This is a genomic window from Streptomyces sp. NPDC059010 (assembly GCF_042740355.1).
Lineage (GTDB): Bacteria > Actinomycetota > Actinomycetes > Streptomycetales > Streptomycetaceae > Streptomyces.
On record NZ_JBHYJA010000003.1, the window covers coordinates 235792 to 254461 of the forward strand.

Sequence of the window (18670 nt, forward strand, 5' to 3'; positions counted from 1 at the left end):
CCCCCGTGCAGGGATCAGCCCTCGCGGAGGTATGGCCGCTGTCACCGCTGCAGGAAGGCCTGTTGTTCCACGCAGACCTCGACGGCGGGGACAGCCCCGACACCTACACCGTGCAGTCCGTCCTGTCCGTCGACGGCCCGCTGGACGCCGCACGGCTGCGGACCTCGTGGCAGGCTCTCCTCGCCCGCCACCCCGCCCTCCGGGCGAGCTTCCACCGGCGCGCCTCCGGCGAAGCCGTGCAGCTCATCATGCGCAAGGTCACCCTGCCCTGGACCGAGGCCGACCTCTCGGACCACACGGACACCGCCGCACACGCCGAACTGGACCGGCTCGTGCGCGCCGAGCGGGCCCGAAGGATCGACCCGGCGGTGGCTCCGCTGCTGCGCCTCCTTCTGGTACGTCTCGGAGCAGGCCGCCACCGCCTCGTCCTGACCAGCCATCACATCCTGCTCGACGGCTGGTCCCTGCCCGTCCTGCTGGGCGAACTCACCACGGTCTACGAGGCGAACGGCGACGTGTCGTCCCTCGCGCCGGTCACGTCGTACCGCGAGCACCTGGCATGGCTGGCTCGTCAGGACAAGGAGGCTGCCCGAGCCGCATGGCGCACCGAGCTCGCCGGCGCCGAGGAGCCCACGCTCGTCGCCACGGCGACGGCAATGCCCCCGTCACCCGACGGTGCCGGTGAGCGGCCCGCGCCGAGGCGCCGGTCCGTCCACCTCTCCCCGGAGACGACCACCGCGCTCACCGACCTGGCACGCACCCACGGCCTCACCCTGAACACCGTCGTCCAGGGCGCCTGGGCGCTGGTGCTGGCCCGCCTGTCCGGCCGCACGGACGTGGTCTTCGGCGCGACCGTCGCGGGCCGCCCCCCGGAACTGCCCGGCGCCGACACCGCGATCGGCCTGTTCATCAACACCGTCCCGGTGCGGGTGAGGCTGGACGGTACGCAGCCGGTGCTGCGGATGCTCGCCGAACTCCAGCAACATCACACGTCCCTGATGCCGCATCAGCATCTCGGCCTCGCGAGCATCCAGAGCGCGGCCGGCCCCGGAGCGACCTTCGACACGCTCCTCGTCTACGAGAACTACCCGCGCACCGACCGGCGGTCGCCCGCCCCCGACACCCTCACCTTCTCCACCGTGGAAGCCCGCCAGGCCACCCACTACCCCCTGTCCATCGGCATCGCCCCCGACGAACGCCTCCGCGTGGACGTGACCTACCACCCCGACCGCATCGACGAGCAACTCGGCGAGGCACTGGGCGGCGTCCTGGCGCGAGTTCTGGAGCAGGTGGTCGGGGAGCCGTCGGTGCCGGTGGGTCGGCTGGGTGTGCTGACCGGTCCCGAGCGGGGTCTGGTGCTGGAGGGCTGGGGGGCTACCGCGGGTGGGGTTCCGGATGGGCTGGTCCCGGAGTTGATCGCGGAGCGGGTGCGGGTGGCGCCGGGTGCGGTTGCGGTGATGGGGGGCGATGACCGGTCGTTGTCGTATGGGGAGTTGTGGGCGGCGTCGGGTCGTGTGGCCTCGTATCTGGTGGGGCGTGCGGGGGTGCGGCGCGGTGATCGGGTCGCGGTGGTGATGGAGCGGTCCGTGGATTTGGTCGTGGCGCTGTTGGGGGTGTGGCGTGCCGGGGCGGCGTACGTGCCGGTGGACGCGGGTTCTCCCGCTGAGCGGGTGTCGCTGGTGTTGGGGGATTGTGCTCCGGCGGCGGTGGTGTGTGCGGAGGCGACGCGTGCGTTGGTGCCGGAGGGTGCTGGTGTGCGGGTTGTGGTGGTGGATGAGCCGGGTGTTGTGGGCGAGTTGGCCGCCTGTGGAGAGCCGTCCGTGGTTCGGGTCGGTCCGGCTGATGTGGCGTATGTGATGTACACGTCGGGGTCGTCGGGGGTGCCGAAGGGTGTGGCGGTGCCGCACGGGAGTGTGGCGGCGTTGGTGGGTGAGCGTGAGTGGTGTGTGGGTGCGGGGGATGCGGTGTTGATGCATGCGCCGCATGCGTTTGATGTGTCGTTGTTCGAGTTGTGGGTGCCGTTGGCTGCGGGCGCCAGGGTGGTGCTTGCCGGGCCGGGTGTGGTGGATGCCGGGCAGGTGCGGGCCTTTGCGGCCGAGGGCGTGAGTTCGGTTCATGTGACGGCGGGGTCGTTCCGGGTGCTGGCGGGGGAGGCGCCGGAGTGTTTTGCGGGGTTGCGTGAGGTGCTGACGGGCGGGGATGTGGTGCCTGCCGCGTCGGTGGCGCGGGTGCGGGAGGCGTGCCCGGAGGTGACGGTCCGGCATTTGTACGGGCCCACCGAGACCACGCTCTGCGCGACCTGGCGGATCTGGCGGCCCGGCGAGGCCGTGGGCTCCGTACTGCCCATCGGGCGTCCGCTGCCGTGCCGGCAGGTGTATGTGCTGGATGCCTTTCTACAGCCGGTGCCGCCGGGTGTGGCCGGTGAGTTGTATGTGGCGGGTGAGGGCCTGGCGCTGGGTTACTGGGCGCAGCCTGGTCTGTCGGCGGAGCGGTTTGTGGCGTGTCCGTTTGTGCCGGGTGAGCGGATGTACCGGACCGGTGACCTGGTGCGGTGGACGGACGAGGGTGCGCTGGTCTTTGTCGGGCGTGCGGATGCGCAGGTGAAGATCCGTGGGTTCCGGGTGGAGCTGGGCGAGGTGGAGGCGGCCCTCGCCGCGCATCCCTCGGTGGCCCAGGCCGTGGTGACGGCTCCGCAGGAGCGGCCGAGTGAGCGGCGTCTGATCGGTTACGTGGTGCCCGATGGGGCGGAGGTGGACGGCCGGCAGGTGCGGGAGTACGTGGCCCGCGTGCTGCCGGAGTACCTGGTGCCGGCCGTCGTGGTGGTGCTGGACGTCTTGCCGGTGACGCGGCACGGGAAGGTGGATCGCGGGGCGTTGCCGGCGCCGGATTTCGCGGGCCGGGTCTCCGGTCGGGAGCCGGGGTCGGAGGCTGAGGTGCTCTTGTGCACGGCGTTCGCCGAGTTGTTGGGGTTGGAGCGGGTCGGGGTCGACGACAGCTTCTTCGAGCTGGGTGGCGACTCGATCATGTCGATGCAGTTGGTGGCGCGGGTTCAGCGTGCGGGTCTGGTGCTGAAGGTGCAGGACGTCTTCGAGCACGAGACGCCGGCCGGGCTTGCGGCGATCGCCGAGGTGGCAGACGGCAGTGGTGTCGTGGCCGACTCGGGTGTGGGTGTGGTGCCGTGGACGCCGGTGATGCGGGCGCTGGGGGAGCATGCCGCTGCTCCGGAGTTCGCGCAGTGGGCGGTGGTGGGAGCGCCGCCGGGGTTGGGGCTGGAGGTGCTGGCGGCCGGTCTGGGTGTCGTGCTGGACACGCATGCGGTGCTGCGGGCGCGAGTGGGCGAGGCGTTCACTTTGGTCGTCGGCGAGTCGGGCTCCGCAGGGGCGGATGCGCTGGTCACCCGGGTGGATGCGCGGGATGCGGCGGCCGGTGATCTGGACGAGGTTGCGGGCCGGGCGGCGCGTGAGGCGGTTCGGCGGCTGGATCCGTCGGCCGGAGTGATGGTGCAGGCGGTGTGGGTGGATGCCGGGCCTGCCCGTGTGGGCCGGTTGGTCCTCGTGGTGCACCACCTGGTGGTGGACGGGGTGTCCTGGCGGATCCTGCTGCCGGACCTCCAGTCCGCATGCGAGGCCGCAGCCGCAGGCCGTACGCCCGAACTCGACCCCGTGGCGACGTCGTTCAAGCAATGGGCCGACCTCCTGACCGACCAGGCCACCTCGGACGGCCGTGTGTCCGAGCTGGAGCACTGGACCGACGAGCTCGTCGACGCTGAACCACCCCTGGGAACAAGCGAGTTCGACCCGCAACGCGACACGGTGTCGAACCTGGTCCACCGGACCTGGGCCGTGCCCCCGGCCCAGGCGGGCACACTCGTCGTCGAGACACCGGCGCTCTTCCACTGTGGTGCGCACGAGGTGCTGCTCGCCGCGCTGGCGGGTGCGGTGGCGGGCCGGTGTCCGGGGTTTGCGGGCGGGGTGCTCGTCGACGTCGAGGGGCACGGCCGCGAACCTGTCGCCGGTACGGATCTGTCGCGCACGGTCGGCTGGTTCACCAGCACCCATCCGGTGCGGCTGGACGTCACCGGCGTGGACCTGGAAGAGGTCCTGGACGGTGGTTCGGCGGCCGGCCTGCTGCTGAAGGCCGTCAAGGAGCAAGTGCGGTCCGTGCCCGGCGGTGACGGTCTGGGCTACGGGCTGCTGCGGCACCTCAACCCGCAGACAGGCGCGGTCCTTTCGGAGCTGCCGGTTCCGCAGATCGGCTTCAACTACCTGGGCCGTTTCACTGCGGGACGGGCGGTCGAGGGCGGGGTGGAGGCCTGGCAGCTGAGCGGGCCGAACGCGATGGGCGGTTCGGCCGCACCGCAGATGCCCGCCCTGCACACCCTGGAGGCCGCCGCCGTCGTACACGACGGTGCCGACGGCCCCGAGCTGAAGCTCACGCTGAGCCGGCCGACGACGCTCCTGGACGAGAAGGCGGTCGAGGAACTGGGCCGGGCATGGCTGGCCCAGCTCGCCGGGCTCGCCGCGCACACGGGCGGCCCCGCCGCGGGCGGTCACACGTCCTCCGACTTCCCGCTGGTCGACCTCGCGCAGGACGAGGTGGACGAACTCGAAGCCGGATTCACCGGCGGCGTCTCCTGACCGGACACCACGCCTTGAGTTCCTTGAGGAGAGAAGCGATGACCCGAACCGCAGTCGAGGACGTGTGGCCCCTGTCTCCGCTTCAGGAGGGGCTGTTGTTCCACGCCGCCTTCGATGACCAGGGACCCGACGTCTACCAGGGGCAGCGGCTGCTCGACCTGACCGGACCGCTGGACGCCGGGCGGCTGCGGACGGCATGGGAGAGGCTCCTGGCCCGGCACCCGGCGCTACGTGCGGGCTTCCGGCGGCGCAAGTCGGGACAGGCCATGCAGGTCATCGCCCGGGACGTCGTGCTGCCGTGGCGGGAGGCCGACCTCTCCGGGCTCCCCGAGGCCGAGGTCGCGGCCGGTCTGGACAAACTGGCCGAGGCCGAGCGGTCGGAGCGGTTCCAGCTCGCGGTGCCGCCGCTGCTGCGGCTGCTGCTGATCAGGCTGGACGAGAGGCGGCACCGTCTGGTGTTCACCAGCCACCACGTCCTCATGGACGGCTGGTCCCTGCCCGTGCTGCTCAGGGAACTGAGGGAGCTGTACGCGGCCGACGGCGACACCGCGGTTCTGCCGGCGCCCGTCTCGTACCGGGACTACCTGGTGTGGATCGGCCGCCAGGACAAGAACGCGGCACGCGACGCCTGGCAGGAGGAACTGGCCGGCGCGGAGGAACCTACACTCGTGGCCACGGCCGCCCCGGGACGGGCACCCGTGGCGCCGGAGATCCTCACCCGCGAGGTGCCCGCACGCCTGGCCGAGGACGTGACGTCCTTCGCCCGTCGGCACGGCCTGACCGTGAACACGGTGGTCCAGGGTGCCTGGGCGCTGGTGCTGGCCAGGCTGTCCGGCCGTACGGATGTTGTCTTCGGCGGCACGGTGGCGGGTCGCCCGGCGGAGCTGCCGGGCGTGGAGTCGATGGTCGGTCTGTTCATCAACACCATGCCTGTGCGGGTGCGTCTCGACGGGGCGCAGCCAGTGGTGCGGATGCTCGCCGAACTCCAGGAGCGACAGAAGAATCTCATCGGCCATCAGCACCTCGGCCTGTCTGAGATCCAGCAACTCACCGGGCCCGGAGCGACCTTCGACACGCTCCTCGTCTACGAGAACTACCCGCGCACCCCGGCCCGGGCATCCACCCAGGACACCTTCGACCTACGGGTCATCGCGGGCGAGGAGACAGCGCACTACCCCTACACGCTCGTCGTGTCCCCGGGTACTCCGATGCGCTGCAAGCTCGACTACCGACCGGACCTGTTCGACCGCGACACCGCCGAGTCGGTGTTCACCAGGTTTTTCGCGGTCCTTGAGCAGGTGGTCGGGGATCCCTCGGTGCTGGTGGGCCGGGTGGGTGTGCTGGGTGCGGTGGAGCGTGCGGCCGTGCTGGACGGGTCGAGCGCGGCGGCGAATGGGATTGCGAAGGGTTCCGTGCCGGAGTTGGTTGCGGAGCGGGTGCGGGTGGCGGCGGGTGCGGTTGCGGTGGTGGAGGGTGATCGGTCGCTGTCGTATGGGGAGTTGTGGGCGGCGTCGGGGCGTGTGGCCTCGTATCTGGTGGCTGCGGGCGTGGGGCGTGGTGATCGGGTCGCGGTGGTGATGGACCGGTCCATGGATCTGGTGGCGGTGCTGTTGGGGGTGTGGCGTGCGGGGGCGGCGTACGTGCCGGTGGATGCCGGTTCTCCCGCTGAGCGGGTGTCGCTGATCCTGGGGGACTGTGCTCCGGCGGTGGTGGTGTGTGCGGAGGCGACGCGTGCGGTGGTGCCCGAGGATGTCGCCGCGCAGGTCGTGGTCGTGGACGAGCCTGCCACGGCGGTCGAGTTGGCGGGGTGTGCCGAAGAATGCCGGGTCCCGGTGGCCGCGGGTGATGTGGCGTATGTGATGTATACGTCGGGGTCGTCGGGGGTGCCGAAGGGTGTGGCCGTGCCGCACGGGAGTGTGGCGGCGCTGGTGGGTGAGCGTGAGTGGCGTGTGGGTGCGGGGGATGCGGTGTTGATGCATGCGCCGCATGCGTTTGATGTGTCGTTGTTTGAGTTGTGGGTGCCGTTGGCTGCGGGCGCCAGGGTGGTGGTCGCCGGGCTGGGTGTGGTGGATGCGGCGCAGGTGCGTGCGTTCGTGGCTGGTGGTGTGTCGTCGGTTCATGTGACGGCGGGGTCGTTCCGGGTGCTGGCGGGGGAGGCGCCGGAGTGTTTTGCGGGGTTGCGTGAGGTGTTGACGGGCGGGGATGTGGTGCCTGCCGGGTCGGTGGCGCGGGTGCGGGAGTCGTGCCCGGAGGTGACGGTGCGGCATTTGTACGGGCCGACCGAAACCACGCTCTGCGCGACGTGGTATCTGATACGCCCCGGGGACCACTCCGGCTCACCGCTGCCGATCGGACGTCCGCTGCCCGCGCGCCGGACCTATGTGCTGGATGCCTTCCTTCAGCCGGTGCCGCCCGGAGTGACTGGTGAGTTGTATGTCGCTGGCTCCGGCCTGGCGCTGGGTTACTGGGCGCAGCCTGGTCTGTCGGCGGAGCGGTTTGTGGCGTGTCCGTTCGTGCCGGGTGAGCGGATGTACCGGACCGGTGACCTGGTGCGGTGGAGCGATGGCGGCGCGCTGGTCTTTGTCGGGCGTGCGGATGCGCAGGTGAAGGTCCGTGGGTTCCGGGTGGAGCTGGGCGAGGTGGAGGCGGCGCTCGCCGCGCATCCCTCGGTGGCCCAGGCCGTGGTCACCGTTCGTGAGGACAACCCCGGAGAACGCCGTCTCGTCGGATACGTCGTGCCCGAGGGGCCGGATGGTGTGGATGCCGACGACGTGCGCATCCACGCAGCCATACGCCTGCCCGACTACATGGTCCCCGCAGCCGTCCTCGCGCTGGACGTCTTGCCGGTGACGCGGCACGGGAAGGTGGATCGCGGGGCGTTGCCGGCGCCGGATTTCGCGGGCCGGGTCTCCGGTCGGGAGCCGGAGTCGGAGGCTGAGGTGCTCTTGTGCACGGCGTTCGCCGAGTTGCTGGGGTTGGAGCGGGTCGGGGCCGACGACAGCTTCTTCGAGCTGGGTGGCGACTCGATCATGTCGATGCAGTTGGTGGCGCGGGTTCAGCGTGCGGGTCTGGTGCTGAAGGTGCAGGACGTCTTCGAGCACGAGACGCCGGCCGGGCTTGCGGCGATCGCCGAGGTGGCAGACGGCAGTGGTGTCGTGGCCGACTCGGGTGTGGGTGTGGTGCCGTGGACGCCGGTGATGCGGGCGCTGGGGGAGTACGCCGCTGCTCCGGAGTTCGCGCAGTGGGCGGTGGTGGGGGCGCCGCCGGGGTTGGGGCTGGAGGTGCTGGCGGCCGGTCTGGGTGTCGTGCTGGACACGCATGCGGTGCTGCGGGCGCGGGTGGGCGAGGCGTTCACTTTGGTCGTCGGCGAGTCGGGCTCCGCAGGGGCGGATGTGCTCGTCACCCGGGTGGATGTGCGGGATGCGGTGGCCGGTGATCTGGACGAGGTTGCGGGTCGTGCGGCGCGTGAGGCGGTTCGGCGGCTGGATCCGTCGGCCGGGGTGATGGTGCAGGCGGTGTGGGTGGATGCCGGGCCTGCCCGTGTGGGCCGGTTGGTCCTCGTGGTGCACCATCTCGTGGTGGACGGGGTGTCCTGGCGGATCCTGCTGCCGGACCTCCAGTCCGCCTGCGAGGCCGCAGCCGCAGGCCGTACGCCCGAACTCGACCCCGTGGCGACGTCGTTCAAGCAGTGGGCCGACCTCCTGACCGACCAGGCCACCTCGGACAGCCGAGTCGCGCAGTCGGACGCCTGGGCAGAGCTGTCGCAGGTCCCCGATGTCGTACTGGGGAAACGGGAGTTGGACCCTGCCGTGGACACGGCCGGGACCATGACGCACCGCTCCTGGACCGTCCCGGCGCGGGATGCGGCCCAGTTGGTCAATGTGATGCCGACGCTCTTCCACTGCGGTGTGCACGAGGTGCTGCTCGCCGCACTGGCCGGTGCGGTGGCGCACTGGCGGCCGCAGACCGCGGCCGGCGTGCTGGTCGACGTCGAGGGGCACGGCCGCGAACCGGTCGCCGGTACGGATCTGTCGCGCACGGTCGGCTGGTTCACCAGCACCCATCCGGTGCGGCTGGACGTCACCGGCGTAGACCTGGAACAGGCCCTGGACGGTGGCCCGGCGGCCGGTGCACTGCTGAAGACCGTCAAGGAGCAGATGCGCTCGATACCCGGCGGTGACGCCCTGGGCCACGGACTCCTGCGACACCTCAACCCACAGACAAGCTCGGTCATGGCGGGGCTGCCGACCCCGCAGATCGGCTTCAACTACTTGGGCCGTTTCACCACGGGCGGCCCGCAGCAGCCCACCGCCGACGGGCCCTGGCAGCTGAGGGGGCAGACCGCGATCGGCGGCTCGGTCGCACCTCGGACGCCCGCCCTGCACTCCCTGGAAGCCGCCGCGGCGGTACAAGACCGTGCCGACGGGCCGGAGTTGGCCATCACCCTCAGCTGGCCGGGCGGTCTGCTCGACGAGGCGGCGGCGCAGGAGCTGGGACAGGCGTGGATACGTGTGCTGAGCTCGCTGGCCGCGCACACGGCCGGCCCCGCCGCGGGCGGTCACACCCCCTCCGACTTTCCCCTCGTCCGCCTCACACCGCACACCGTGGCCGAACTGGAAGCCCGGGTGCCCGACCTGGCCGACATCTGGCCACTGTCACCGCTGCAAGAAGGCATGCTCTTCCACGCCGCCTTCGACGACGAGGGTCCGGACGTCTACCAGACGCAGCGTCTGCTGGCCCTCGACGGCCCACTCGACGCGGCACGCCTGCGGGCGTCGTGGGAGGCGGTACTCGCCCGGCACCCGGTCCTACGGGCCGGCTTCCACGAGCAGGACTCCGGTGAGGCCGTCCAGGTCGTCGCCCGGAACGTGGAGCTGCCGTGGCACGAGGCCGACCTCTCCGCGCTGCCGGAGACCGACGCCCTTGCCGAGGCCAAACGGCTGGCCGGGAGCGACCTCGCCCGACGCTTCGACCTGACCGAACCGCCGCTTCTGCGTCTGCTGCTGGTCCGGCTGGGCGAGAACCGGCACCGGCTCGCCATCACCTGCCACCACATCCTGCTGGACGGCTGGTCGATGCCGATCGTCCTCAACGAGGTGTCCGCCGTCTACGCCGACGGCCGTGACGCCCCCACCCTGAAGCGGGCGGCTTCCTACCGGGACTACCTGGTGTGGATCGGCCGCCAGGACAAGGAGGCCGCGCGCACCGCATGGCGCAAGGAACTGGCCGGAGCGGAAGAGCCGACGTTGGTCGCCCCCACCGCGGCGGGGAGCACGCCGACGACGTCGGACGTGGTCTGGGAGGAACTGTCCCTGGAGCGGACCGCGGAGCTCACCGAATGGGCGCGCTCGCAGGGACTGACGCTGAACACCGTGGTGCAGGGCGCGTGGGCGCTGGTGCTGGCCAGGCTGTCCGGCCGTACGGATGTCGTCTTCGGCGGCACGGTGGCGGGTCGCCCGGCGGAGCTGCCGGGCGTGGAGTCGATGGTGGGCCTGTTCATCAACACGCTCCCCGTACGCGTACGGCTCGACGCCGACCGGCCGCTGGTGGGGATGCTCGCCGAACTCCAGGAACACCAGGCGGCACTGATCGACCATCAGCACCTCGGCCTGCCGGGCATCCAGCAACTTGCCGGTCCCGGCACGACGTTCGACACCATGCTGATGTTCGAGAACTACCCGCGCGGATCCGTCGCGCTCGCCGGATCCGGTCGGTCGGCCGACGACGACGTGACGATCACCCGGCTCCACACCGTGGCGGGCACCCATTACCCGCTGGCGGTGGGCATCGTCCCCACCGACCGGCTCCGCGTGGTGGTGACTTACCGGCCGGGCCTCTTCGACCGGCGACAGGCCGGCCTGATCGCCCGGCGCGTTGCGTGGGTCCTGGAGGAGATGTTGCGGAACCCGCTCGCGCCGGTGGGCCGGGTGGGTGTGCTGGACGCGGTGGAGCGTGCGGCCGTGCTGGACGGGTCGAGCGCGGTGGGGAACGGGGTTGCGAAGGGTTCCGTGCCGGAGTTGGTTGCGGAGCGGGTGCGGGTGGCGGCGGGTGCGGTTGCGGTTGTGGAAGGTGATCGGTCGCTGTCGTATGGGGAGTTGTGGGCGGCGTCGGGTCGTGTGGCCTCGTATCTGGTGGGTGCGGGGGTGGGCCGTGGTGATCGGGTCGCGGTGGTGATGGAGCGGTCCGTGGATCTGGTGACCGTGCTGTTGGGGGTGTGGCGTGCGGGGGCGGCGTACGTTCCCGTGGATGCCGGGTCTCCGGCCGAGCGGGTGTCGCTGGTGTTGGGGGATTGTGCTCCGGCGGTGGTGGTGTGCTCGGAGTCGACCCGGGTGGTCGTTCCGGGGGACGCCGCCGCACGCGTCGTGGTGGTGGACGCCCCCGCCACGGCGGCCGAGTTGGCGGGGTGTGCCGATGAGTGCCGTGTGCCCGTGGCCGCGGGTGATGTGGCGTATGTGATGTATACGTCGGGGTCGTCGGGGGTGCCGAAGGGTGTGGCGGTGCCGCACGGGAGTGTGGCGGCGCTGGTGGGTGAGCGTGAGTGGCGTGTGGGTGCGGGGGATGCGGTGTTGATGCATGCGCCGCATGCGTTTGATGTGTCGTTGTTCGAGTTGTGGGTGCCGTTGGCTGCGGGCGCCAGGGTGGTGCTTGCCGGGCCGGGTGTGGTGGATGCCGGGCAGGTGCGGGCCTTTGCGGCCGAGGGCGTGAGTTCGCTTCATGTGACGGCGGGGTCGTTCCGGGTGCTGGCGGGGGAGGCGCCGGAGTGTTTTGCGGGGTTGCGTGAGGTGTTGACGGGTGGGGACGTGGTGCCTGCCGGGTCGGTGGCGCGGGTGCGGGAGTCGTGCCCGGAGGTGACGGTGCGGCATTTGTACGGGCCGACCGAAACCACGCTCTGCGCGACGTGGTATCTGATACGCCCCGGGGACCACTCCGGCTCACCGCTGCCGATCGGACGTCCGCTGCCCGCGCGCCGGACCTATGTGCTGGATGCCTTCCTTCAGCCGGTGCCGCCAGGTGTGGCCGGTGAGTTGTATGTGGCGGGTGAGGGTCTGGCGCTGGGCTATTGGGGTCAGGCGGGGCTGTCGGCGGAGCGGTTTGTGGCGTGTCCGTTCGTTCCGGGTGAGCGGATGTACCGGACGGGCGACCTGGTGCGGTGGACGGACGAGGGTGCGCTGGTGTTCGTCGGGCGTGCGGATGCGCAGGTGAAGATCCGTGGGTTCCGGGTGGAGCTGGGCGAGGTGGAGGCGGCCCTGGCCGCGCATCCGTCGGTGGCCCAGGCCGTGGTGACGGCTCCGCAGGAGCGGCCGGGTGAGCGGCGCCTGATCGGCTACGTGGTACCCGAGGGCCCGGACGGCGTGGAGGTCGAAGATGTGCGCGCGTATGTCGCCACACGGCTGCCGGACTACATGGTCCCCGCGGCCGTCCTCGCACTCGACGCGCTGCCGGTGACGCGGCACGGGAAGGTGGATCGGGCGGCGTTGCCGGCGCCGGATTTCGCGGGCCGGGTCTCCGGTCGGGAGCCGGGGTCGGAGGCTGAGGTGCTCTTGTGCACGGCGTTCGCCGAGTTGTTGGGGTTGGAGCGGGTCGGGGTCGACGACAGCTTCTTCGAGCTGGGTGGCGACTCGATCATGTCGATGCAGTTGGTGGCACGCGCCCGGCGTGCGGGTCTGGTGCTGAAGGTGCAGGACGTCTTCGAGCACGAGACACCGGCCGGGCTTGCGGCGGTGGCGGCGACGGCGAGCGACGACACTGCCCCGGTCGAGGTCGACTCGGGTGTGGGTGTGGTGCCGTGGACGCCGGTGATGCGGGCGCTGGGGGAGCATGCCGCTGCTCCGGAGTTCGCGCAGTGGGCCGTGGTCGCGGCGCCGCCCGAGTTGGGGCTGGAGGTGCTGGCGGCCGGTCTGGGTGCGGTGCTGGACACGCATGCGGTGCTGCGGGCGCGGGTGGGCGAGGAAGCCACCCTGGTGGTTGGCGGGCCAGGTCCGGCGGACGCGCTGGTCACCCGGGTGGATGCGCGGGATGCGGTGGCCGGTGATCTGGATGAGGTTGCGGGTCGTGCGGTGCGTGAGGCGGTTCGGCGGCTGGATCCGTCGGCCGGGGTGATGGTGCAGGCGGTGTGGGTGGATGCCGGACCTGCCCGTGTGGGCCGGTTGGTCCTCGTGGTGCACCATCTCGTGGTGGACGGGGTGTCCTGGCGGATCCTGCTGCCGGACCTCCAGTCCGCATGCGAGGCCGCAGCCGCAGGCCGTACGCCCGAACTCGACCCCGTGGCAACGTCGTTCCGCGGCTGGGCCGAGCTGCTGACGGAGAGGGCCGCCGACCCCGCACTGACCGGTGGGCTGGATGCCTGGGCCGAGCTGGTTCGCGTCTCCGACTCCCTGTTTGGCAACCGGGAGTTGGACCCTGCACAGGACACCGCCGCCACCATGACGCAGCGGTCCTGGACCTTCCCGCCCCGGGTAGCCGCCCAGCTGGTGAACACGGCACCCTCGCTCTTCCACTGCGGTGTGCACGAGGTGCTGTTGGCGGGGCTGGCGGGTGCGGTGGCGAGCCGGCGTCCGGAGTTCGCGACCGGCGTGCTGGTCGACGTCGAGGGGCACGGCCGCGAACCCGTCGCCGGTACGGATCTGTCGCGCACCGTCGGCTGGTTCACCAGCACCCACCCGGTGCGGCTGGACGTCACCGGCGTGGACCTGGAGGAAGTCCGGGACGGCGGCCCGGCGGCCGGTGTGCTGCTGAAGGCGGTCAAGGAGCAGGTGCGGTCCGTTCCCGGCCGTGACGGTCTGGGCTACGGGCTGCTGCGGTACCTCAACCCGCAGACGAGCCTCGTTCTGTCCGAACTGCCTACCGCGCAGATCGGCTTCAACTACCTGGGCCGATTCGCCACGAGCGGCCGGCAGCAGGCCACCGCCGACGAGCCCTGGCAGCTGAGGGGGCAGACCGCGATCGGCGGCGCGGCCGGCCCGGACATGCCCGCACTGCACACCCTGGAAGCCGCCGCCACCGTCCAGGACACCCCGGACGGTCCGGTCCTGACCGTCACACTCCGCTGGCCGACGACGCTCCTGGACGAGGCGGAGGCGGACGGCCTCGGCCGGATCTGGCGGGACACCCTCGCCGGCCTTGCGATCCACGTCGGCGATCCGGCCGTCGGCGGGTACACCCCCTCCGACTTCCCCCTGCTCGACCTGACACAGCGGAGTCTGGAGGAATTCGAGGCCCGGGTGCCCGGCCTGGTGGACGTCTGGTCCCTGTCGCCGCTCCAGCAGGGGCTGTTGTTCCACGCGGCGTACGACGACCAAAGCCCCGACCTCTACGAAGGGCGGCGGGTCCTGGCCCTGGACGGGCCCCTGGACGTGGACCGGCTGCGGGACTCCTGGCGGGCCGTGCTGCACCGGCATCCGATCCTGCGGGCGAGCTTCCACCAGCAGGACTCCGGCGAGGCGGTCCAGGTGATCGCCCGGGACGTGGAACTGCCGTGGCACGAGGCCGACTTGACGGGAATGGCGGAGGCCGAGGCGCGGGCAGGACTCGACCGGCTGATGTCGGACGAGGGCTCGCGGCGCCTCGACGTGACCCGGGCGCCGCTGCTGCGGCTGACCCTCGTGCGGCTCGGCGAGCACCGCCACGTTCAGATCGTCACCAGCCACCACATCGTCACGGACGGCTGGTCCCTGCCGGTGCTCATCGGTGAGGTGTCCGCGCTGTACGAGGCAGGCGGTGACGTGCGGGCACTGCCCCCGGCGACCTCGTACCGGGAGTATCTGGCCTGGCTCGGCACGCAGGACAAGGAGGCGGCGCGGCAGGCCTGGCGGGCCGAGTTCGAGGGAGCGGACGAACCGACGCTCGTGGCACCCGGGGAACAGGGCAGGGTGCCGACGGTTCCGGCCCGGGTGGCCTTCGAGTACACGGAGGAACTCACGGGCGCGGTGGTCGAGTTGGCGCGTGAGCGCGGACTGACCGTGAACACGGTGGTGGAGGGCGCCTGGGCGCTGGTCCTCGCCCGGCTCGCCGGACGGACCGACGTGGTGTTCGGCGCCACGGTCGCGGGGCGGCCCGCGGAGCTGCCGCGCGTGGAGTCGATGGTCGGGCTCTTCATCAACACGGTGCCGGTACGCGTGCGGATCGACGGTGACCGGCCGGTCGCCGAACTCCTCGACGACCTCCAGCGTCGGCAGGTGGCGCTGATGGCACACCAGCACATCGGTGTGCCCGAGATCAGGCAGCTCGCCGGTCCGGGCACGGTCTTCGACGCTCTCTTCGTGTACGAGAACTATCCGCGCCCCCGCCTGGCCGAGCCCGCACCCGACACCCTGACCATCCGCCCCGGGGGCAAACCGGATGACACCGCGCACTACCCGCTCACCCTCGTCGCGGTGCCGGGGGACCGGTTGCACGGCGAACTGATCTACCGGCCCGAGGTGTTCGGGCAGGAGTGGGCAGAGCAGGTGACCGCCTCGCTCTCGCACGTCCTCGAACAGCTGACGGCCGATCCGGAGGTCCCCGTCGCGGGGGTCGGCGTGCTGAGCCCGACCCGGCGCGAGCTGGTGGTGGACACGTGGAGCGGCACGCGCGCGCCGGTCGAGGCCGCCTCACTGCCGGAGCTGTTCCGGCGTCAGGTACGGCGCTCGCCGGACGCGGTGGCGTTGGTGTCGCGTGGCTCCGCGGCGACGACTCCGGCTTCCGCAACAACGGACGCGCCGGACTCCCCGCGCCCCGTGGACGGCCGCCTCGATGCCGACGAGCGGACACTGACGTACACGGAGCTGGAGACGGCCGCCGGGCGCCTGGCCCGCCACCTCACCGACGCCGGTGTGGGACCGGAGGTCCGCGTGGCCGTACTGGTGCCCCGCTCGGAGGCGATGGTCGTGTCCGTGCTCGCCGTGTCCATGGCGGGCGGCGCCTTCGTCCCCGTGGACGCCGGTCACCCGGCGGACCGTGTGGCGTTCCTGCTGCGGGACGCCGACCCGGCGGCCGTGGTGTGCACACGGCAGACCCGGGGCGCGGTGCCGGACGGGTTCCGGGGGCGGATCGTGGTCCTCGATGATTCGGACGTCGCCGCGGACGTGGCCCGCCGAGCCGGAGGCCCCCTCGACGACGGGCGGCGGAGCGCGGCCCCGCGCCCGGGGAACGCCGCGTACGTGATCTACACCTCCGGGTCGACCGGCACCCCGAAGGGCGTCGTGGTCACCCACGCGGGACTCGCCGATCTGGCGCGGGCGCAGATCGAGCGGTTCGCGGTGCGACCGGACGCGCGGATCCTTCAGTTCGCGTCGCTGAGCTTCGATGCGGCCGTCTCCGAACTGTGCATGGCCCTGCTGTCCGGCGCCTCGCTCGTGGTGCCGGACCAGGACGGGCTGCCACCGCACGTGACGCTGGCCGAGGCCGTACGGGCGTGGGGCGCGACCCACGTCACCGTGCCGCCCGGCGTGCTCGCCACCGAGGAGACCCTGCCCGCCTCCCTCAGGACGCTGGTGGTGGCCGGCGAGGCCTGTCCGCCCGCGCTCGTGGACCGGTGGGCCGCAGACCGGCGGATGGTGAACGCATACGGCCCGACCGAGGTGACCGTGTGCGCGGCGATGAGTGAACCGCTCGCCCCCGGCGCCGGCACCGTCCCCATCGGCCGCCCTCCGGCGAACGTACGCGTCTACGTCCTGGACGCCTTCCTCCTGCCGCTGCCCGCGGGCGCGGTAGGCGAACTGTACGTCGCCGGCCCGGGACTGGCCCGCGGTTACGGCGGGCGGCCCGGACCGACCGCCGAGCGCTTCGTCGCCTGCCCGTTCCTGCCCGGCGAACGGATGTACCGCACCGGTGACCTCGCCCGCTGGACTGACACCGGCGAACTGGTCTTCGCGGGCCGCGCGGACGGCCAGGTCAAGGTGCGGGGGCACCGCATCGAGCCCGCGGAGGTGGAGAGCGCCCTGACCGCGCATCCGGCGGTGGCGCAGGCCGCCGTCGTGGCCCGCGAGGACCGTCCGGGCGAACGGCGGCTCGTCGCCTACGTCGTGACACGGGCCGCCGAGCCGGGCGGCACCGGGCGGAGCGCGCCGGACCGTACCGCGCAGAGCACGCCGTGGACCGACGAACTCGCCACCGAGGTACGGGACTTCGCGGCAGCCCGTCTGCCCGAGTACATGCTGCCGACCGCCTTCGTGCCACTCGACGCCCTGCCCCGCACCGCGAACGGCAAGCTCGACCGCGCCGCGCTGCCCGCGCCGGACTTCGCCGGAAGGGCGCGGGGACGCGAGCCGCGTACGCCTGCCGAGACCGTCCTGTGCGAGCTGTTCGCCGATGTCCTCGGCCTGGACCGGGTCGGGGCCGACGACAGCTTCTTCGAGCTGGGCGGCGACTCCATCTCTTCGATGCAGGTGTCCTCCCGGGCCCGGCAGGCCGGACTGGTGGTGACGCCACGTCAGGTCTTCGAGGAGAAGACTCCCGAACGCCTCGCCCTCGTCGCCGACGCGACCGGTCCCACAGGTCCTGACGGCGCGGATGTCGCCGTCGGCGAGGTGCCGTTGACGCCGGTGATGCGGGAACTCGGCGAGCACGCCCTCAGCCCCCGATTCGCGCAGTGGGTGGTCCTCGGGGCACCGCCGGACCTCACCCGCGAGACCCTCGCGGCCGGAACCGGCGCCCTGACGGCCACGCACGACATGCTGCGGGCCCGGGTGACCGAGGACGGACGGCTCATGGTTCCCGAGGCCGAGGCCGAGGCCGAGGCCGTGGACGCGGAGGCGCTCGTCGCCCGGGTCGACGCAAGCGACGCGGCCCCGCACGACCTCGACGCGATCGCGGTCCGCGCGGGCCGCGAGGCCGTCGAGCGGCTCGATCCCGCGGCCGGGGTGATGGTCCAAGCCGTCTGGGTGGACGCCGGACCCGCGCGGAGCGGACGCGTTGTACTCGCCGCCCATCACCTCGCCGTCGACGGGGTGTCCTGGCGGGTGCTCGTGCCCGACCTCGCCCAGGCGTGCCGCGCTGTTGCGGCCGGGCGGGAACCCCTGCTCGACCGGGCGGTCACCTCGTTCCGGCGGTGGGCGACGATGCTGGCCGAGCAGGCCCTCGCACCCGGCCGGACCGCGGAACTGCCCCAGTGGACGCGGCTCCTCGACGTCACCGAACCCCTCGTCGGTGAGCGCGCCCTTGACCCGGCGGTCGACACGGCGGCGACCGTGCGCCACGCGTCCTGGACGGTGCCCGCACCACAAGCGGCCACCCTGACCGCCGCCACCCCCGCGCTGTTCCACTGCGGGGTGCACGAGGTGCTCCTCGCGGGCCTCGCCGCGGCCGTGGCGCACGGCCGGGCGGACGGTGACCGGGTCCTGCTGGTGGACGTCGAGGGCCACGGCCGGGAACCGGTCGACGGAGTGGACCTGTCCCGCACGGTGGGCTGGTTCACCCGTACCCACCCGGTGCGCCTCGATCTGAGCGAGGTCGACCTGGACGACGCCCGCGCCGCGGGCCCGTCGAGCGGAGCCCTGCTGAAGACCGTGAAGGAGCAGGCCCGGACGGTGCCCGGCGACGGGCTCGGCCACGGACTGCTGCGCCACCTCAACCCGGACACCGGACCGGCCCTGGACGCCCTGCCGGCGCCCCAGATCGGCTTCAACTACCTGGGCCGCTTCACCGCGGGCACCCGCCAAGGTGCGCCCACCGACTGGCAGTTGACCGGAGAGATCGGTGGCGGTGCCGACCCCGACATGCCGTCCACGCATGCGCTGGAGGCCGGCGCCGTCGTGGTGGACACTGCTGACGGACCCGAGCTCACCCTGTCCCTCGGCTGGCCCGCCGGCGTGCTCGACGACGCCGCCGCCCGCCGCATCGGGCAGGCCTGGCTGGACACGCTCAGCGCTCTCGCCGCCCACACCGCCGGCCCCGCCGCCGGAGGGCACACCCCTTCCGACTTCCCCCTCCTCGACCTGGCACAGAGCCAGATCGAGGAACTCGAAGCCGGGTTCACCGACGACCGGGCCTAGCCGGCCGATCACACCCTGCCCGCACCCTGCCCACGTCCCGCCCATGCCCCTGCCGAGGAGAGA

General features: G+C 72.1%; 2 protein-coding genes. Both read left to right on the forward strand.

Annotated elements, in window-relative coordinates; translation table 11 throughout:
- Positions 1-5: 5 nt before the first annotated feature.
- Positions 6-4637: an amino acid adenylation domain-containing protein gene (locus tag ACFWYS_RS04725; protein ID WP_384763295.1), complete on the forward strand. Its 4632-nt coding sequence runs from the start codon at positions 6-8 to the stop codon at positions 4635-4637.
- A gap of 38 nt (positions 4638-4675) precedes the next feature.
- Entirely contained in the window at positions 4676-18607 is a 13932-nt protein-coding gene (locus tag ACFWYS_RS04730; protein ID WP_384763297.1) for an amino acid adenylation domain-containing protein, read from the forward strand.
- The last annotated feature ends 63 nt before the right edge of the window (positions 18608-18670 follow it).

What these genes read in the sequence shown, in the direction of transcription:
- ACFWYS_RS04730 (WP_384763297.1), top strand. Translation starts at nt 4,676, where the DNA reads ATGACCCGAACCGCAGTCGAGGACGTGTGGCCCCTGTCTCCGCTTCAG.